This is a genomic window from Aquitalea sp. ASV15 (genome assembly GCF_016429115.1).
In the GTDB taxonomy this organism is placed as follows: Bacteria; Pseudomonadota; Gammaproteobacteria; order Burkholderiales; family Chromobacteriaceae; genus Aquitalea; species Aquitalea magnusonii.
On record NZ_JAELTZ010000010.1, the window covers coordinates 95,059 to 114,056 of the forward strand.

At 61.4% G+C, this 18,998-nt stretch carries 16 protein-coding genes; 7 read left to right on the top strand and 9 right to left on the bottom strand.

Going from position 1 to position 18,998, the window contains the following annotated elements:
* Positions 1 to 12: 12 nt before the first annotated feature.
* From JHD64_RS06490 to JHD64_RS06505, 5 genes are all read right to left on the bottom strand, one after another.
* On the bottom strand, positions 13 to 636 hold the full coding sequence (locus JHD64_RS06490; RefSeq protein WP_199052648.1) for a glutathione S-transferase family protein: 624 nt from the start codon (positions 634 to 636) through the stop codon (positions 13 to 15).
* Positions 633 to 2,222 carry a cation acetate symporter gene (locus JHD64_RS06495; protein ID WP_233170364.1) on the bottom strand — a complete coding sequence of 530 codons (1,590 nt, stop codon included), beginning with the start codon at positions 2,220 to 2,222 and terminating at the stop codon, positions 633 to 635. The genes JHD64_RS06490 and JHD64_RS06495 overlap by 4 nt, the downstream gene beginning before the upstream one ends.
* Positions 2,219 to 2,434, bottom strand: coding sequence for a DUF485 domain-containing protein (locus JHD64_RS21955; protein ID WP_233170365.1), 216 nt, complete (start codon positions 2,432 to 2,434; stop codon positions 2,219 to 2,221). Before JHD64_RS21955 ends, JHD64_RS06495 begins: the two co-directional genes overlap by 4 nt.
* Positions 2,435 to 2,509: 75 nt before the next feature.
* Positions 2,510 to 3,865, bottom strand: a complete 1,356-nt coding sequence (locus tag JHD64_RS06500) for an aldehyde dehydrogenase family protein (RefSeq protein ID WP_199052650.1) — start codon at positions 3,863 to 3,865, stop codon at positions 2,510 to 2,512.
* Between the two features lie 338 nt (positions 3,866 to 4,203).
* Positions 4,204 to 4,995, bottom strand: a complete 792-nt coding sequence (locus JHD64_RS06505) for a LuxR family transcriptional regulator (protein ID WP_059286767.1) — start codon at positions 4,993 to 4,995, stop codon at positions 4,204 to 4,206.
* A gap of 986 nt (positions 4,996 to 5,981) precedes the next feature.
* Here JHD64_RS06505 and JHD64_RS06510 point away from each other — a divergent pair.
* On the top strand, positions 5,982 to 6,947 hold the full coding sequence (locus JHD64_RS06510) for a LysR family transcriptional regulator (RefSeq protein ID WP_059286768.1): 966 nt from the start codon (positions 5,982 to 5,984) through the stop codon (positions 6,945 to 6,947).
* Positions 6,948 to 7,015: 68 nt separating this feature from the next.
* Here JHD64_RS06510 and JHD64_RS06515 read toward each other — a convergent pair whose 3' ends face one another.
* Genes JHD64_RS06515 through JHD64_RS06525 form a run of 3 tightly spaced genes read right to left on the bottom strand, consistent with a single transcriptional unit; the run spans position 7,016 to position 9,438 of the window.
* Positions 7,016 to 7,450, bottom strand: a complete 435-nt coding sequence (locus JHD64_RS06515; RefSeq protein WP_199052651.1) for an SCP2 domain-containing protein — start codon at positions 7,448 to 7,450, stop codon at positions 7,016 to 7,018.
* Positions 7,437 to 8,366, bottom strand: coding sequence for a U32 family peptidase (locus tag JHD64_RS06520; RefSeq protein ID WP_059286770.1), 930 nt, complete (start codon positions 8,364 to 8,366; stop codon positions 7,437 to 7,439). The genes JHD64_RS06515 and JHD64_RS06520 overlap by 14 nt, the downstream gene beginning before the upstream one ends.
* A gap of 55 nt (positions 8,367 to 8,421) precedes the next feature.
* The gene (locus JHD64_RS06525) at positions 8,422 to 9,438 is read right to left on the bottom strand and encodes a peptidase U32 family protein (RefSeq protein WP_059286771.1); all 1,017 of its coding nucleotides are present in this window, start codon (positions 9,436 to 9,438) and stop codon (positions 8,422 to 8,424) included.
* Positions 9,439 to 9,715: 277 nt separating this feature from the next.
* Here JHD64_RS06525 and JHD64_RS06530 point away from each other — a divergent pair, with 277 nt between their 5' ends.
* Genes JHD64_RS06530 through JHD64_RS06545 form a run of 4 tightly spaced genes read left to right on the top strand, consistent with a single transcriptional unit; the run spans position 9,716 to position 12,998 of the window.
* The gene (locus JHD64_RS06530) at positions 9,716 to 11,134 is read left to right on the top strand and encodes a COG3014 family protein (protein ID WP_199052652.1); all 1,419 of its coding nucleotides are present in this window, start codon (positions 9,716 to 9,718) and stop codon (positions 11,132 to 11,134) included.
* A 12-nt stretch (positions 11,135 to 11,146) separates the two neighbouring features.
* Positions 11,147 to 11,530, top strand: a complete 384-nt coding sequence (locus JHD64_RS06535) for a DUF1425 domain-containing protein (RefSeq protein ID WP_059286773.1) — start codon at positions 11,147 to 11,149, stop codon at positions 11,528 to 11,530.
* Between the two features lie 21 nt (positions 11,531 to 11,551).
* Positions 11,552 to 12,154: a penicillin-binding protein activator LpoB gene (lpoB, locus tag JHD64_RS06540; RefSeq protein ID WP_193394295.1), complete on the top strand. Its 603-nt coding sequence runs from the start codon at positions 11,552 to 11,554 to the stop codon at positions 12,152 to 12,154.
* Entirely contained in the window at positions 12,120 to 12,998 is an 879-nt protein-coding gene (locus tag JHD64_RS06545; protein ID WP_146215925.1) for a penicillin-binding protein activator LpoB, read from the top strand. Before lpoB ends, JHD64_RS06545 begins: the two co-directional genes overlap by 35 nt.
* A gap of 56 nt (positions 12,999 to 13,054) precedes the next feature.
* Here JHD64_RS06545 and JHD64_RS06550 read toward each other — a convergent pair whose 3' ends face one another.
* Positions 13,055 to 13,438, bottom strand: coding sequence for a SirB2 family protein (locus JHD64_RS06550; protein ID WP_199052653.1), 384 nt, complete (start codon positions 13,436 to 13,438; stop codon positions 13,055 to 13,057).
* 93 nt (positions 13,439 to 13,531) lie between these two features.
* Between JHD64_RS06550 and recC the strand changes: the two genes are divergently transcribed.
* Together recC and JHD64_RS06560 are read left to right on the top strand one after the other, a co-directional pair.
* Positions 13,532 to 16,726: an exodeoxyribonuclease V subunit gamma gene (gene recC, locus JHD64_RS06555; RefSeq protein WP_199052654.1), complete on the top strand. Its 3,195-nt coding sequence runs from the start codon at positions 13,532 to 13,534 to the stop codon at positions 16,724 to 16,726.
* The coding region (locus tag JHD64_RS06560) for a UvrD-helicase domain-containing protein (RefSeq protein ID WP_199052655.1) at positions 16,723 to 18,998 on the top strand (2,276 nt) is incomplete at its 3' end. The genes recC and JHD64_RS06560, both read left to right, overlap by 4 nt.

Here is an 18,998-nt window from a genome sequence, read left to right on the forward strand (position 1 = left end):
CCCCTGTGTGTTTCAGTCCGGAATCTCAGCCGCCATCAGCTCATCCGGATGCTGCCAGCCAGGCAGCTGGCTGATGCGCTGCAGCCAGGCCGCCACATGCGGCCAGCCGGCAATGTCCAGTCCGGCATCGCCCAGCCACCACAGATAGGCACTGGCCGACAGGTCGGCGATGGTCGGGGTCGTGCCGATCAGGTAGGCATGCTGGCTCAGGGTGTTGTCCAGCACGGCCAGGTCGGCGCGCACCCGTTGCTCCAGCCAGGCAGTGACCTCGGCCGGTTGCGGGAAGAACTTGCGTGCCAGGCGCAGATTGGGCAGGGAGAAGCCGATACGGTTGCTCTCCCAGCACAGCCATTCGCGCACCAGCTGGCGTTCGCCCGGCGCACCATCCAGCCGACCGTAATTGTCGGCCAGCCATTGCAGGATGGCATTGGACTGGCACATGGCGGTACCGTCCGCTACCAGCACCGGCACCTCGCCAAAGCGGCTGACGGCGCGGAAGTCCTCGGCGCGTTCGGCGCGCGGCAGCGCCAGGTCGACATGAACGTAGTCATGGGATACATCGGCCAGCATCAGTGCCAGGCGCACCTTGTAGCTATGGCCGGAAAAGCAGTTGCCGTACAGAGTCAGTGTGGTCATGTGGTTTTTCTATTGCGGTGTTGTGCTGGCGGCCAGCCTGTTTGCTGCAAGGCTGGCCCGGATGAGGTGGAATGATTGGCAGTGTCGGCGCCTGCTTGTGCCGCGTCAATGCTGCTGCCATGCCCCTTGTCGCAGACCGAGGCCAGCCAGGCGGCGGCAAAGGCCAGCGGCACGGAGAACAATGCCGGGTTGGCATAGGGGAACAGCGGCCGGGCATGGCCGAGCATGCCCACCCACACGGTCGGGCCGGTGATGATCAGCCCCAGTGCAGCCAGCATGCCGCAGCCGCCGCCGGCCAGCGCCCCGCGCGCTGTCAGGCCGCGCCAGTGCAGGGTCAGCAGCAGGACCGGGAAATTGCTGGAGGCAGCGATGGCGAAAGCCAGGCCCACCAGAAAGGCGATATTCAGATTCTGGAACAGGGTGGACAAGAGCACGGCAGCCACTCCCAGCAGCAGCACGGCCAGCCGCGACAGCTGCCATTCCCGCTGCGGATCAGCCTGGCCGCGGCATAGCCACAAGGCATACAGATCGTGGCTGATGGCACTGGCACCGGCCATGGCCAGCCCGGCCAGCACCGCCAGGATGGTGGCAAAGGCCACGCCGGCAATCAGTGCCTGCAGCCATGGCCCGCCCAGTAGCGCGGCCAGATGCAGCGCCGCCATATTGCCGCCACCCAGCAGCTTGCCGGCGGCATCATGAAATGGGGCGGCAGGTCCGACCAGCACCAGTGCGCCATAGCCGATCAAGATATTCAGCAGGAAAAACAGGCCGACGATGCCGGTGGCCCAGCCCACCGAGTGGCGGGCAGCACGGCCATCGGCCACGGTGAAAAAACGCAGCAGGATATGTGGCAGACCCAGCAAGCCCAGGCTGAGTCCCAGGCCCAGCGACAGGGCATCCAGCGGGTCGGACAGCGATGGGCCGGGCAAGAGCGCCTGGCCATGGCTGAGCCGGTCTACCTCGGCAAACAGGGCGGGCGCGCTGTAGCCGAAGCGTTGCAGCACCCCGCCGGCCAGCAATAGCGCACACAGCAGCATCAGCGCGGCCTTGCTCATCTGTACCCAGCTGGTGGCCAGCATGCCGCCCAGCCCCACTTGCAGCACCATCAGCAGCACCACCAGTCCGACTGCGGCCAGATAGGGCAGACCGAACAGCAACTGCAACAGCTTGCCGGCCCCGACCAGTTGCACGATCAGATAAAACAGCGTGATGGTGAGCGAGCTGATGATGCTCATCAGCCGTACCGGGCGCTCGTCAAAACGGCTGGCCAATACCTCGGCCACACTGTAGCGCCCCAGAGCCCGCAGCTTGTCGGCCAGCAGCAGCATCAACAGCGGCCAGCCGGCCAGCGTGCCTACCGCATACACCAGTGAGTCGTAGCCCTGTCCCAGATACATGCCGATGGAGCCGAGAAAGGCCGCCGCCGACAGAAAGTCGCCTGCCAGCGCCAGGCCATTTTGCCAGGCCGGCAATTGTCCGCCAGCGGTATAGAAGTCATCGGCAGAACGGGTGAGCCGTGCCGCCCGGCGGGTCAGCAGCAGGCTGGTGGCGATGAACAGCAGGAAAAGAAGCGTGGCCGGACTCATGCGCCTGGCTTTCGGTCGCTTGCCCGGATATGCCACAGGGTGACTGCGAAAAACAGCAGAAACAACAGCAAGGCCAGCAGGATGGCGCGCGGCCAGCCGCCGATATCGCCCTGCAACAGGGCCGGTGCGGCGGCAATCAGGCCGAAATAGCCCAGGCAGGCCAGCAAGACCAGCCAGGCGAGGACAGTAGTGGATGCAGGACGAAACTTCATGACAAACCGTGCAGGGCGGCCAGCAGCGAAACAGCAGGCCAGTGTAGCGCATTGCCGCACTGACCGCTGTGCGGCTTATTTCTGCCAGTAGGTTTTGACATTGACGAATTCATACAGGCCGAACTCCGACAGCTCGCGCCCATAGCCGGAAGCCTTGACGCCGCCAAAAGGCAGGCGCAGATCCGAGCTGGTGTGGCGGTTGAGAAAGACGCTGCCCACTTCCAGCTGCCGTGCCAGTTCCCAGCCATGGGTGGTGTCCGCGGTATAGATGGAGGCGCCCAAGCCAAACGGCGTGTCATTGGCCAGCCGGATGGCATCGGCCTCGTCACGGGCGCGCAGGATGCTGGCCACCGGGCCGAACACTTCCTCGTGATAAACCCGGCAGCCGGCATGTACATGGTCCAGCACCGTGGCCGGATAGAAGAAACCGGGGGCCGCTGGCAACTGGCCGCCCAGCAACAGGCGGGCACCCTGGTGACAGGCATCCAGTACCTGCGCATGCAGGGCCTCGCGCAGATCGGCGCGGGTCAGCGGTGACAGGGTGGTGGCCGGGTCGCGCGGGTCGCCGGGGCGCAATGCGCTGGCGGCGGCGACAAAGGCGGCAACAAATTGCTCGGCAATTTCCGGCACCACGATCATGCGTTTGGCCGCATTGCAGCTTTGGCCGGCGTCGCGATAACGCGAATTGACCGCATCCTGCGCGGCAGCCTCGACATCGGCATCGGCCAGCACGATAAAGGGATTGCTGCCGCCCAGTTCCAGCACGGTTTTTTTCAGATGCTTGCCAGCCAGACTGGCGATCAGGCGTCCGGTATGGGTGGAGCCGGTAAAGGCCACGGCATCACTGCGGCGGATGGCTTCTTCCACCAGCTCGTGATCGATCCAGGCGATGTCCAGGCAATCCAGCCCGGCGGCGTGCACCAGTTCCAGCAGCAACTGCGTGCATTGCGGCACCGAGGGGGCGGGTTTCACCAGGCAGGTATTGCCCGCCATCAGCGCCGGCACGGCAAAGCGCAGCAACTGCCAGATCGGGAAGTTCCACGGCATCACCGCCAGCACGCAGCCCAGCGGCTCGAAGGCCACACCGCTCTGGCTGGCCTGGGTGGCAATGGATTGCGGAGCCAGCAGGGCAGGGGCCAACTCGGCGTAATAGCGTATCAGCTGCGCCGACTTGTCGATTTCGGCCAGGCACTCGGCGGTGCGCTTGCCGACTTCCAGCGTCACCAGCGCCGCCAGTTGTTCACGGTGGGTTTCCAGTTGCACGGCCAATTGCAGCATGCGCTCGGCACGTTGTGACACGCTCAGGGCCGCCCAGCGGGTCTGGGCAGATTTCAGCCGCAGGATGGAGTCGTCAAGCTGGGCCTGGCTCCAGCCAGGACGGGTAAACACCACCTCGGCGGTGGCTGGGTTGCAACTGGTAAAGGCATTCATGGCCGGTAAGCAGAGGAATCAGCAGGAGCAGCGACTGTAACAAATCGCCCTGCCTTGTAACAGGGTCTTGACCGGAAGATGCTGGTGATGGCTTGTGCAGGCTCATGCTGTGGCCGGGGCAGAGCATGGCGCACAGCCAAAAAAAGGCCCCGTGAAGCCGGGGCCGAATGTTTCAGGTGAGTGCATGGGTCAATCAAGAAGAGACTTGCAGATTGAAACTCCTCTGACAGTGCTGTACCGCACGGATACGGTGCAGTTGCCATTGGAGTATCGATTCTAGCGGCAAGCCGTTTCTGCCGTTACTGGCTGTAGTGCCTGCTCTGTCATCTTGCCGCAGGCTACATCGTGCCGGCGACCGTGGTCAGCCCCAGTTGCAGGCCGATGACGATGGCGTGGGTGCGGTTGTTGGCATTCAGTTTGCGGATGATGTTGGCGACATGGAATTTCACCGTCCTTTCACTAATGCCCAGGATGGTGGCAATTTCCCAATTGGTCTTGCCATGGCTCATCCAGTGGAAAATGTCGAATTCGCGCTGCGACAGCGGCATGGCCGCGGGAGCGGCCGGCGCCAGATTGGCCACCCGGCCGGCGGCCTGGCGCAGATGCAGCAGCAGGCTGTTCAGCATTTCGGTGAGCTGGCTGTCCTTGCCGATTTCACTGCCGGAAACCGATAGCACACAGACCAGGTTCTGCCGTTCGGACAGTGCGCTGAAGCTGATGCCGTTGCCCATGCCGATGGAGGTCAGTTCCTGGATGAACTGTTTTTCCTGCTGGCCCTTGGCACGGGAAAACTTGTCGGCCCAGTGGATGGGGCCCTGCCCCATGACCGAACGCAGCACCGGGTCACAGCTGATGTAGTTGTGGCTCATGTAGTGCTCTACCCAGTCTTCCGGAAAGCTGACATTCACTACTTTTTCCACGCGGTGCAATTGCTGGTGCTGGTTGATGCGCCCCAGGGTGATCACCATGTGCTTGGTGGGCAGTTGCGATTGCAGGTGGTCCAGATAGAGCTTGAGTTCGTTTTCGGTCTCGATCTGGCCGACGGTATGAATCCAGTCCAGCAGGGTCTTCTGGCTGGCCGGGGACAGGTTGCCCGGTATGGGTTGAGCAAAGGGAAGCTTGCTGTGCATGATGACGTGACCTTCATTGTCGGGTGGCCAAGACGGTGGTCCGCTTGCAATGTTCCAGCGTTCATCATGAAGGCGTGGCAATTTGAGCGCCGGACTCCACTAGCGATGCTTGCTGGCTGGTCTGGAGTTTATTAAGCAGCCACCAGGCGAAACCAGTAGGTAAAGGCCCAAGTAGAGCGATCGCTATGCTGAATAAGTAATTTCTCTATGTTCAGTAAGACTGTGCGGAATTTTCCGGGGTGGCGGGATGCTTTTTCCTGAGTGTTCTGCCCATGTCATGGCCAAAACAGCTGCCGGCTTGTGGCCGGTTTGTGTTTGATGCTCAGGCGTTTTGTCTGCGGCGGGGCAAGGGCAGGCAGGGTGGGCATATGGCACAAATGCCGGGTATGCCGTGCGCCATGATGGCCGTGGTGGTAGCGGGATCAAGGTTCTGCCGTTGGCTGGCGGCCTGCCTTGGACAGGCTCTTGTGGTGATGTCGTTTGATGTTGCACAGAGTTGGCTTGCCGGCGGTGCTGCAGAATGATGGCGATCCCTTTCCGGGGGGATCTGATGCAGTCTTGGACGATAGCGGCTTTGTTTAAGCTCGAACTATCTTTTGTTGCGGTCTTGAACAATATTGATTGTTAAGCGTATGCCGACCGTCAGCAGCGGGCTTGTGCCCTGGCTGCTGACAGCATGCAGCCGGATGGCGGTGTGTCGTGATTGATATTAAATGCCAATGTCAAGGTGTTGGCAGTGTTTTAAAATCAGAGCGAATTTGGCTTGTTTCTGCCAAAGGACTCCAGAAAATTGTGAAATTTGAAACAGATTACTGGCATTTCAGGCCGGAAACGTAAGTCAAACTTCATTATTCACTGGATATGGTGTACGCTTTTTAAAGAAGAACTACTTAATAATGAAGTTGGCAAATCATGCAGCCGGGGCGGGGAATGCCGTGCATCAGTCGGTCGCATGAGTTCAATGCCGCTCAGGGAACGTTTCAGCTATGGATACTTTAAAAGCTTTGATGGTCTTCATGACCACCGCCGAGAATGGCAGTTTCTCGGATGCTGCAAGAAAACTGGGGGTATCGCCGGCGGCTATCAGCCAAAGCATTGCGCGACTGGAGCAGGAGCTGGAGGTTCGCCTGTTTAACCGGACTACCCGCCAGCTGACCCTGACGGAGGATGGACGCCGCTTCTATGCGCAATGCCGCGGGCCGGTGAACAATCTTGATTCGGCCATCAACCAGCTGAAAGCCAGCCGTGATGAACCGGCCGGTCATTTGCGCGTCAGCATGCCCAATTCTTTTGGTCGCCGTTTCATTTTGCCCATCATGGGCGAATTCTGCGAACGCTACCCCAAGATCCGCGTGTTCTTTGGCCTGGACGACCATTTCAGCGACCTGATCGAAGACGGCTACGATGTGGGGGTGCGTATCGGCATGATGCCGGACAGCCGCATGGTGGCGCGTAATCTGGCGCAGATTCCGCAGTACGTGGTGGCTTCTCCCGCTTACTGGGACAAGCATGGCCGCCCGGCGACCACTGAAGAACTGAGCAATCACGATTGCATCAACTTCCAGTTCCCTACCTCGGGCCGCCTGTACAAGTGGGAGTTTGATCGCAAGGGCGAGCGTATTCCGCTGGAAGTGACTGGTACCTATACCCTGAACGAGATGGAAGCGGTATGCGAGCTGGCACGTCTGGGCATGGGCGTGGCGCAGTTGCCGGGGCACGAGGTGGTGCACCTGATCCGCAATGGCGAGCTGGAAGCGGTGTTGACCGATGTGGTGTCGCTGGAGCGCTCCATCTACATCTGCTTCCCGCATCGCGACCATATCGCTCCGCGTACCCGCGTGTTTGTCGATTTCGTGGTGGAAAAACTGGCCGATCACCCGGATGTGATGGCTGATTTGCCTGGCCTGGATTTGTCGGCCAAGCGCAAGGCGGCAGCCCAGCTGGTTGCCTGATTCCGCAGTGCACTACCGTAAAAAGCCCGGCTTGCCGGGCTTTTTGCATGCTGGCTTGGCGCCGTGTTTCACACTGCCATGAAACGCTGCAGCGGGGTGCTGCTCCAGTCCACGCTATCCAGCAGGTTCTTTACGATCAGGCCCAGTTCGGTGTCGCCTTCGATGATCAGCTTGCGATTGAAGAACAGGGTGTCCGGATCTTCCTCGCGCAGCATCATGCGGGCAAAGTCCGCCAGATTGGCCGATAGCCGCAGGTCTGGCGCAGCGCCGACGCTGGCGACCTTGAAGTGTTGCTCGTCAGCGCAAAAGCCCAGCCGCAAGCCGGCATCCTGCACATGCACTTCAAAGCTGTGCCCGGCCAGCAAGCTCATGTCGGCCGGCAGGATGTCGCGCTTCTTCAATTGATTCAGCGTGGTCACCAGCGCCCAGCAGGGCGGGGTGGCTGGCAGCCGGCCCAGCAGGCTGGCCATGGCGGCGGGCAGGGTGAGTTCAGGAATGCGCATGATGGGTTTCTCCAAGGGCGGCAATGCCGGCTTCGCCACGCCAGTAGCCATCCACCAGACGGCTGTCGGCATAGGGTGCCAGGTCGATGTCGGTGTGCAGCGGGCTGTGCAGCGCCTGGATGGCCTGCTGGTAACCGGCAATCACCTGCGCGGTGTGCTGCCACTGTGGGCTGATGCGCAGCGCCTGCACGCCCATGGCCGCAATTGCGGCCAGGTGCGGCAGCAGGGAATGGCAGCCGTCCGACATGGTCTGGATGCCGTTGATGGTGAGGAAGGCCTGCTGCTCGCGGGTATTCAGCCGCAGCCCGTCCGGATGCTCCAGGCAGCGGAACTGGCAATCGTCCTTGGACAGATTGTAGTGGCGTGCGGTAAAGCAGCGGGCGGATAGTGCCAGTGGCAGGCGGCCCCAGGCGAACAGCTCGGTTTCGATAGGCTGCCCGGTGCGGCTGAACTGTTGCAGCACGGCAGCCAGGGTGTCGCGGTCCATTTCCACCGGCGGAATCCAGCGCCGTGCTCCCAGCGATTGCAGCAAGGCCAGGGTGTCGGCGTTGTAGATATTCAGGTGATGGCCGGCGACAAAGGGTCGCCCTTGCTGCTGTGCCAGCCGGGCCGCGCCCAGATCATTGGCCTCCAGCTGCAATTCACCGTTTTCCACCAGCTTGCGCAGGCGGCGCAGGTCGGACTCGCTCTCGATCAGCGCCAGGCTGGACAGCACCACCCGGCGGCCGCTTTCGGCCAGTTCCTTGCCCAGGGCGATCCAGTCCTGGCCGCGCAGCTGCTGGCGGCGCGAGCAGACGGCTTCGCCCAGATAGATGGTTTCCAGCGGCCAGTCGGCGGCTTCACTGTAAAACCGCAGGATATCGTCGCGGGACCAGTAAAACAGTACCGGCCCCAGCGTCAGTTGCAATGTATTCATATCAGCCCTGCTTGTTGGGCCGGCATGGCGTGCGAGCCTGCCGGCACGCTGTCATTCATTTCCATGGCCGGTTATAGGCGCCCAGGGTCTGCTGCTGGCCTTCCGCCAGCTTGGACAGTGCCTGGGTCCAGCCCGGTTTCACCGAAAAGCGCTGCGGCTCGCGTCCGGCCGCATCCAGTGCTTCGCGCAGGGTACGGGTGACTTGCGCCACATAGGCCGGGCTGCGCTGGCGGCCTTCCACCTTGATGGCGGCCACGCCGATATCGATGATTTGCGGCAGCATGGCCATCACGTTCAGGCTGGTGGGTTCTTCCAGCGCGTAATAGGTGTCGCCCTCCACCTCGAAGCGCCCCTTGCACAGGGTGGGGTAGCCGGCTGCTTCGCCCTGCTGGTATTCGTCGATCAGGATGCCATTGAGCCGGGCGCCCAGTGCCTGGCTGCCGTGCTCCCAGCGCACGAACTTGGCCGGCGAGCACACGCCGTGGCTATTGGGCGATTCGCCGGTGGCATAGCTGGACAGCAGGCAGCGGCCCTCCACCATCACGCACAGGCTGCCGAAACCGAACACTTCGATTTCCACCCGGGTGTGATCGATGACCTGCTTCACCTGATCCAGCGTCAGCACCCGTGGCAGCACGGCGCGGCGGATGTCGAACAGCTCTTGCGCCAGATTGATGGCTTCGTAATTGGTGGCCGAGCTTTGCACCGACATGTGCAGGCGCAGCGCGGGGTAGCGGCGGCGGGCATATTCCATCAGGCCGATGTCGGCCAGGATGATGGCGTCCACGCCCAGCTCCGCCCCTTCGTCGATGGCGCGATGCCAGCGGCTGATGTCGCCGCCCTGGGCATAGGTGTTGATGGCCAGCAAGACCTTGCGCTCATGCTGATGGGCATAGCGTATGCCCTCGCGCGCGGTACGGTCGTCAAAGTTCAGCCCGGCAAAGTTGCGGGCATTGGTGTCGTTTTTCAGGCCGAGGTAGACGGTGTCGGCACCGTTGTCCACGGCGGCCTTGAGGGCGGGCAGGCTGCCCGCCGGGCAAACCAGCTCCGGCAGAGGTCGTGTGGCAGGCATGATGGCTTGGTGTCAGCGATTGAAACCGCCAGACAGTAGCAGAGCGATGTGGCGCGGGACTTGTTCTGGGTCAAGCGGCGGGATTGCTGTGCGTGGAAGCTGATTGCCCGTCACCCGGGGGAGCCGAAAGGGATGGCACCACCCCATCTGCCATGCATCCGACATGTTTTTTGACATGACAATTCATAATGCATACAATCTCGCTGAATTTTCAATCTGTTTACATAAATAATTTTATTTTTAAAATTCAATTATTTAATTGATAAAAATATATTTTATGAAAAAAATTATGAAAAATTCATCGAAGGTAAGCTGGGTAAAAATCCTGCCGCTGGCCGGTGTGGTGATGTCGCTGACCGCCTGTGGATCGATGCGTCACTACCAGGCGGAAATGCAGGGCTCCTTGCAAGCAACCAAGCAGGGCAATCTGGATGAGGCGGTGGCAAACCTGGAGAAAAACAATACAGGTAGCGACAAGGATCTGCTCTATTTCCTGGAAAAGGGTCAGCTGCTGCGTCTCAAGGGCGACCTCGCTGAAAGTGTCAATACATGGCTGAAAGCCGATGAAAAAGTCCGCCAATGGGAGGATGAATCCAAGCTGACGGTTGGCAAGGCGCTGGAGGCGGCAGGCAGCGTGGTCGTCAATGACAAGGTACGCCGCTATGATGGCCAGGATTATGAAAAAGTAATGCTCAGCACCTTGTTGACGATGAATCATATGCTGAGTGGAAATGTCTCCGGTGCGCGTACCGAAATCAAGAAAACCTATGAACGTGAGTCCTTGATCGCCAGCCTGCACGAGAAGGAGTACGACAAGGTCGAGGAAGAAGCCAAGAGCCACAATGTGGAGACGACCTTCAAGAACCTGCGCGGCTATCCCGTTGAGACCCTGGATGACCCTGAAGTCTTGTCCTTGAAAAATGGCTATCAAAGCGCTTTCAGCCATTATCTGGCCGGCTTTGTCTTCGAATCCTTACATGAGCCTTCCCTGGCATCTGCCGGCTACCGCAAGGCAATTGAATTGCGCCCGAACCAGCCTTTGCTGGAGCAAGGCTTGAAAGGATTGCAAGGGCGCCTGGCACGTAAAGTCAAGGACACCGATGTACTGTTGGTGGTGGAAAGCGGCTTCATGCCTGCGCGCAGTTCCAAGACGATACCGCTGCCCTTTATCTGGAAAAACAAACCGGTCATCACCCAGATTGCCTTTCCGGTGATTCAGCCAAGCCATGACTTCCGGCCAAGCAATATCCAGATTGGCAACAAATCGGTAGAGCTGTCGCCCATCAGCAATCTGGATGCCATGGCCCGCAGGGCGCTGCGTGATGAAATGCCGGGCATTATTGTGCGCAGCAGTATCCGTGCGGCTGCCAAGGGTGCGATGCAACAGGAAATGGGCGAAAAAATGGGGGCGCTGGGTAGTTTGGCAGGCATTATTGCGACTGCCGCGACCGAGCAGGCCGATGAACGTATCTGGACCACCTTGCCATCCAGTATTTCCATTGCACGTATCAATCTGAAGCCGGGAGTTCACCAGGCAACGATTTCGACACCACAAGGCCCGCGTACCGTTCAATTGAGCGTGTCTGGGCAGTACGCGATTATTCCCCTGCGCCTGCTCGATCAAAGTGTGATTGTGCCCACGGCAAGAACAACTGAGCAGTTGGCTGCCGCCGATGCTGTTAAATCTGCTAATTAAACTGGAAATTTGATGAAAATGAGAAAAATACTCAGCGGGCTTGCCCTTGTCGCCTTGAGTTGTGCGGCTCAAGCCGATGGCCTGGAAAGCAAGCTTGAAGAGTTGGGCAAAATGGACCACGTCAAGGTGGAAGCGGCGCGCGTGGTGAAGCGTAATGAGCTGATCAATATCCAGGTGGAGCTGGCCAACGATTCGACCCGGCCGCAAGTGGTGTTTTATCGCTTCAAGTGGCTTGATGCCAGCGGCTTCATGGTGGGAGGCGAGGAAACCTGGAAGCAGGTACTGATTTACGGCAAGGCCCGTCAGACAATCCAGACCGTTGCCCCCGTGCCGCAAGCCGTTGATTTCCGCCTGCAATTGCAGAGTCCTGAAAATACCGTCAATCCAAGCAATTAATTTCAATTTTAAGGGTAAAACATGATTTCCATTGGCAAAACCTCCCGCATGGCATTGTGCGTGGCGACGTTTTCGATGCTGGCTGGCTGTGCCCAGACCGGCTCTCCGCTGATTGGTAACGGCAACGTCAGCTATGGCGACAGCAAAGGGGTCGAGCTGGTCAGCAATGAATTCGGCTCCACCGATCTGCAGCGTCTGGCTGAAAACATGACCCGTTCCCTGGTGCAAGTCCCCTCCATTCGTGGCAAGCGTCTGACCTTGGCCGATGTGCAGAACAAGACCAGCGAATACATTGATACCGCTGAAATTACCAAATCCATTCGTGTGCAATTGATGAAGGCCGGTACCGTGCGTTTCGTTGCCGATGTCAGCCATATGGAAGGTCAGACGCAGGAGTTGATGCGCCAGAATCAATCCGGTCTGTACGACAAGAGCAAATCCAAGAAAATTGGCAAGATGGTGGGGGCCGACTTCCGTCTGACCGGCGGAATTTCTTCCATCGTCAAGAAGAATAGCGACATCAAGGATGTGTATTACAAGCTGAGCCTGGAGCTGGTTGACAACGAAACCGGCGAGTTGGTCTGGGCTGATGAGCAGGAAATTCGCAAGACATCTCGCCGTTAAATCATGCCGGGTTACACCCGGCTTTTGTATTTGGACATTTCCAATGTTGAAGCACTTGCTTAAATCGTTTGGCGGCCTGTGTCTGGCCATGCCATTGCTCGTTTATGCCGCCCCACCCAAAATCGCCGTATCCAACCTGGCGTACGAGGAAAAGGTAGAAGAATATTTTCGGGTGGTTGCGGCATCCAGCCAGGACAATTTCAGTGCCAGCAATACCCATGTGCGTGCCAATAGCAGCAATCAGTATCTGGAAGTGGAAGGCACCTCCGTTCGTATCGACCGTGGCGAATTGCGTCGCTTTACTTCCGACATCAAAGGCGAGCTGCTGAAATTGCACAGCGTGCAATTGGTGGAGGCCCAGGGCTATAAGCCGACAAAAAACAATGAAAAACTGTTTGATGTCATTGCCCGTATCAAGCGCGGCGAATTCAAGGGGGCCGACTATGTGCTGTTCGGTACGGTTTCTGCCATCGATGTGCAAGACAATGCGGGCATGATTGCAGGCAGCAGCGCGGCATCGGCGGTGCGCAATATGGAGCTGGTCGCTGATTTCAGCCTGGTCAATACCAGAAACTATGGGGTAAAAGCCGCTTTCAGTGCCAAGGGCGAGGGTTCCGACGTCAAGTTGATCAATGCCGGCAGCATTGCGGTCAAGCACCAGAATGGCAAAATCGTTGCGGAAGTATCCAAGTCGCTGGGGAAGGATGTGGTCAGTCAGCTGACCGAGCAGTTCCGGGGCCTGGGCACGATGGCCGTGGAGAATACCGCGGACATGCGTGAGCAGGCACCGCCTCCAGCCAAGGCGGAGGAAGTCATGATCCTGACTCCTCAGCAGACCAAGTAAACCGTCTCCCTTGACGGTTCCGTTTCAGGCCGGGTGGTGAACCCGGCCTGAAGCATTTAGAAGGGCAGCGCCAGCTTGGTCTTGGCCACCAGCACGATATAGCCCACCACCAGCAGGGCGGCCAGCAGCGCCATACTGCGTATCTGCTTGGTGCGGCCACGCTTGAGGGCGATGGTGCCCAGCAGCACATAGAGCAACAAGCCGCCGATCTTGGCCAGCAGCCATGGGCTTTGCAGCACTGGCCAGCCACCCATCACCACCAGAGTCACCCCCAGCGCCAGCAACAGGGTGTCGATCACATGCGGCAGGATGCGCAGGGGTTTGAGCGCCAGCATGCGCTGCTGATCCGCCAGCATCAGTCCGCCGCGCACGGCAAACAGCAAAATGGTGAGGTAGGCCAGGCCCATGTGGGCATGTTTGATGATCAGATAGGGATACATGCGGATTCCTGATTGTTATGCCTTCGGCATTGCGTGATGGCAGCCAAAGGCTGATGGTACACTGACATCCTTGTTTTTCGCCGTGTTCCCGCCATGCTTTTTCTCTATCAGTCCAATCGTCTGGAGCAATTGGGTCAGCTGTATGCCGCCATGTTGCAGGCACAGCCGCTGTCCGACCCCTTTGCCGCGGAAACCGTCATCGTGCAAAGCCGTGGCATGGGGCGCTGGATGACGCTGGATCTGGCGCAGCAGTGTGGCATTGCCGCCAATATCGACTTTGTGCTGCCGGCGGCCTTTGCCTGGCGGCTGATGCAGCAAGTGATGCCGGAGCTGCCGCGCAAATCCTCGTTTACCCCCGAGGTACTCAGCTGGCGCTTGCTGCAACTGCTGCCCACGCTGGAAGGCGAGGTGTTTGCGCCCTTGCAGCGCTATGCCGCCGGAGGCGAGAGCGCCGCCTTCGAGCTGGCCGGCAAGGTGGCCGACATTTTCGACCAATACCTGGTATTCCGCCCGGACTGGATTCGCGCCTGGGAACGCGGCGAGCGGCTGGATCTCGGCGAGGATGAAGCCTGGCAGGCCGCCTTGTGGCAGCAACTGGCCGCACAGGACCCCAGCCGCCACCGCGTGCGCATGCTGGATGAATTCTTTGCCGAGCTGCGACCGGAGCATCTGCCGGAGCGCATTACCCTGTTTGGCATTGCCAGCCTGGCGCCGATGTATCTGGCGCTGATCAAGCGTCTGGCCGAGCTGACTGATGTCTGCCTGTTCACCCTTAACCCCTGCGAAGCCTACTGGGGCGATATCGTCGATACCCGCCGCAAGCTCAAGCTGCGGGAAAAGGGCGATCTATTCGCCACCGAAGGCCACCCGCTGCTGGCCTCGCTGGGCAAGCAGGGGCGCGATTTTTTCGAACTGATCGCCGCCGATGCCGAGCTGGATGCCCGCCCGCTGTTTGCCGCGGCCAGCGGCGACAGCCTGCTGGCCCGGTTGCAGCGCGATATCCTGCAACTGGACATGCCCGGCCATGATGGCCAGTGGCTGAGCCCGGAGGATAGCTCGATCGAGCTGCATGCCACCCACGGCGCCATGCGCGAACTGGAAGTGCTGAAAGACCGGCTGCTGGCCATGCTGGCGGACGACCCCACGCTCAGTGCGGCCGACATTGCGGTACTGACGCCGGACATCAACAGTTACGCCCCCTATATCGATGCGGTATTCGGCCAGCGCGACGATGCGCCCAATCTGCCCTATGCCATTGCCGACCGCCGCGTGGAGCGCGAAGAACCGCTGCTGGCGGCCATCGGCAATCTGCTGCACTTGCTCGATTCGCGCTTTGCCGCCGACCAGGTCCTGGCCTTGCTCGACAGCCCGGCGCTGTTGCAGCGCTTTGGCCTGAGCGCGGAAGACCTGCCCTTCATCCACGACTGGGTGCGTCAGACCGGCATCCGCTGGGGGCGCGATGCCGCCCACAAGGCGGCACTGGGTTTGCCGGCCGATCCGCTGTTTACCTGGCGCTGGGGGCTGGACCGCTTGCTGCTGGGCAGCATCCTGCCGCCGGCCATGGCCGGCGATGACAGCGGCCTGTTTGCCGGCCTGTTGCCGCAGGCGGGTGCCAGCGGCCAGCTGAGCGAGGCCCTGGCGCGATTTGCCAGCTGTTATGCGCTGCTGGACGAGCTGGCCCGCGACTGGGCCACGCCAGCAACGGCGGCCGGCTGGGCCGAACGGCTGCTGCTGGCCTGCGACCGCCTGTTTGCGGTGGACGAAGAGGGCGAACTGGCGCTGGAAGTGCTGCGCGATGCCCTGCAAGAGCTGGTGGACGATGCCGCCATGGCCGACTTTGCCCAGCCCTTCAGCTTGGCCGTGCTGCGCGACTGGCTGCAGCGCAAGCTCACCGTGGCCTCGCCGCTGGGCTTTCTGTCCGGTGGCATCACCTTCTGCGCCATGGTGCCGATGCGCTCCATTCCCTTTCGCGTGTTGTGCCTGATCGGCATGAACGACGGCGCTTATCCGCGCGACGAACGCCCGGTCAGCTTCGATCTGGTGGCGCGGCATCCGCGCCGGGGGGACCGTTCGCGCCGCTTTGACGACCGCTATCTGTTTCTGGAAGCCATCCTGTCGGCCCGCCTGCGGCTGTATCTGTCTTATGTCGGCTTGTCGGCGCGTAATAACGAGCCGCTGCCGCCATCGCCGCTGATTGCCGAATTGCAGGACTGCTTCAAGGCCATGTGTGGCGATGCGGCCACGGCGCAGCTGCTGCTACGCCATCCGCTGCAGCCGTTTTCGCCGCGCTGCTACGACGGAACCGAACCGCGGCTGGCCAGCTTTGAACCCAGCTTTGCCCAGGCACTGGCGGCCCCGCCCAGCCAGCCCCAGCCTTTTGCTACTGAGCTGCCGCCACGGCCGGGTAGCAGCGTGGTGCATGTCAATGACTTCATCCGCTTCTGGAAGAACCCGCCGCGTGCCTGGCTGGCCGAGCGTCTGACCATTCGCCTGCAAGGCCAGCAGGACGCGCTGCCGGTGCGCGAGCCCTTCAGCGTGGATCGCGATGCCAGCCGCACCCTGCGCAGCCAGCTGGTGGAACGCATGCTGGCCGGCAAGCCGGTGGCTCCGGTCAAGCAGCGGCTGGCAGGCGCTGGCCTGCTGCCACCGGCGGCGCTTGGCCAGGCCTGGCTGGGCAGTGAAAGTGCCAGTGCCGCCCGCCTGGCATACCGGCTGCCCGCCGTGCTGAGCGAAGCCACCCTGCCGCCGCAGCCGGTGAATATCCAGCTGCATGGCCTGACCCTGGCTGGTGAGCTGGGCGGGCTACGGGCCGAAGGGCAGATCCGGCTGGTGATCGGCAAGATGAACGCCGCCGAGCGGCTGGAATGGTGGCTGACTCATCTCTTGTTATGCGCCATGCGTCCGGCCGGCATTGCCTGCCAGTCAGTGCTGTATGACGACAGCGGTCACCTGCGGCTGGACGACGAGCCGGATGCCCTGGAACTGCTATCACCCTGGGTAGTGCGCTGGCAGCAGGGCCAGCAACAGCCGCTGCCGTTTTTTGGCCGCACCAGCTGGGCCTATGCCGAGCAGCTGTTCAAGCAGAAAGAGGCCCCGCAGCTGGCGCTGGCCAAGGCGCTGGACAAATGGGACCCCGGCTTTGTCGGCGATTTTGCCACGGCGCAATGCGAGGAGCCGGTCAACCGGCTGGTGTTCCGCCATCTCGACCCGCTGGCCGACCCGCTGTTTGCCCAATTGGCCGAAACACTGTTATTGCCGCTGCTGGCGCGGCTGGAGGGCCAGGCATGAGCCTGCAGGTACTGAATGCACTGGAATGCCCGTTGGCCGGGGTCAATCTGATCGAGGCCTCGGCCGGCACCGGCAAGACCTGGACCATCGCCGCGCTGTATTTGCGGCTATTGCTGGAGGAGGTCAACGGCGAAGCCCCGCCCGGCATCGACAGCCTGCTGGTGGTGACTTACACCAAGGCCGCCACCGCTGAATTGCGCGAGCGTCTGCGCCAGCAGCTCAGCGATTTTCTCGAGGTGTTGCAGGGCAAGCAGGTGGGCAATGATTTCCTGCAGGCCCTGGCGCAGCGGTTTGCCCCCGGTGCCGCCCGTGATCTGGCCGAACAGCGCCTGCTGGCGGCCATTACCGGTTTTGATGGCGCGGCCATTTATACCATTCATGGTTTCTGCCAGCGCGTGCTGACCGATGCCGCTTTCGAAAGCGGCCAGACCTTTGCCGCCGAGCTGGTCAGCGACGACGACCGCCTGCTGGTGGAAGTGGTGGACGACTTCTGGCGGCGGCGGGTGGTGACCAGCCCCTTGCTGTCGCAGGTACTGGCCGAAGCCGGCGAAACCCCGGATGGCTGGCTTGCCGAAATCCGCCCCTGGCTGGCCAAGCCCTATCTGCAGATGGTGATGCCGGCCCAGCGCGATCTGCAGCAGGCCTTGCAATTGGTCGAACAGTGCTGGCAGCAGCTGGCGGCGGATGCGCTGGTGATCCAGAGCGGTTTTGACCTGCTGCTGGCCACCGAGGGTTTCAAGGCCACCAGCCACAGCCGGGCACAGCTGGAAAGCAGCATGACCGAGTTGCAGCAATGGCTGGCCGAGCCGGACAGCCTGCCCATCCTGGGGCGTGATGCGCTGAAACGACTGGACAAGCTCAGGCCGGAGGCGCTGCTCAAGGCCATGAAAAAGGGCTTTGTCGCGCCGGAGCACCTGCTATTCCAGCGTATCGGCGACTGGCTGGCCGCCTGGGATGGCTATCTGGCCCAGCTGCAGCTGTCGCTGGCCGGGCTCAAGCTGGAACTGATTGCCTGGGTGAACGAGGAACTGGCCCGCCGCCGCAGTCAGGAACGGGTGCGCAGCTTTGACGATTTGCTGACCGAACTGGGCGCGGCGCTGGCAGCTGCCGAGGGCGGCGCACAACTGGCCGCCGCCGTGGCGCGCAGTTTCCGCGTGGCGCTGATCGACGAATTCCAGGATACCGACCCCATCCAGTACGACATCTTCCGCAGCTGTTTTGCCTTGCAGGGCCGGCCCTTGTTTCTGGTAGGCGACCCCAAGCAGGCGATTTACAGCTTTCGCGGTGCCGATATCTTTGCCTATCTGGATGCGCGGCAGGATGCGCCCGCCACCCAGCAATATTCGCTGGATACCAACCGCCGCTCGGATGCGCCGCTGGTCGAGGTGGTCAACCAGCTGTTTGGCCGCGCCCGGCCATTCTTGCTGGATGCCATCAGCTATCAGCCGGTGCATGCAGCGCCCAGCTCGGGAGCCGTGCTGGAAGTGGCGGACGAGGACGCCGCCTTTACCGTGCTGTGGCAGCCGCCGGAGGGCGACAAGCCGCAGAACAAGGACAGCGCCGCCCGTGCCAGCGCGCAGGGCTGTGCCCATGAAATTGCCCGCCTGCTGACGCTGGCCGGGCAAGACCGGGCTGCCATCATCAAGGGTGGCCAGCGCCGGCCCTTGCGTGGTGGTGATATTGCCGTGCTGGTGTCCACCCATCGCCAGGGCGAACAGATGCGCCAGGCCCTGGCCGAGCGTGGCGTGGCCAGCGTGGCGCTGACCCAGGAAAGCGTGTTTGCCAGCCAGGAGGCGGCCGAGCTGCTGGCCTTGCTGCGCGCCTGGGCCGAGCCGGCCAGCGAAAGCCGGCTGCGTGCCGCGCTGGTTACCGAGCTGTACGGGCTGGATGCCGCCCGCCTGCTGGCCGAAGTGGAAGACGAGAGCCAGTGGGAGGCACGGCTGCTGGCCAATGCCGCCGATCACCAGCGCTGGCTGGAGCAAGGCTTCATGAGCGCCTGGCGGCATTTCCTGGCACGCGAGCAACTGCCCTTGCGGCTGTTGCCGCTGCCGGATGGTGAGCGGCGGCTGACCAATCTGTCGCATCTGGCCGAGCTCTTGCAAAGCGAAAGCGACAGTCGCCACGGCATGGCCCCCTTGCTGGCCTGGCTGGAGGGCAGGGTGGCCAGCCCGGCTGGCGGCGAGGAAGCCATGCTGCGGCTGGAAAGCGATGCCGCGCTGGTGAAGATCGTCACCATCCATACCTCCAAGGGGCTGCAATACCCCATCGTGTT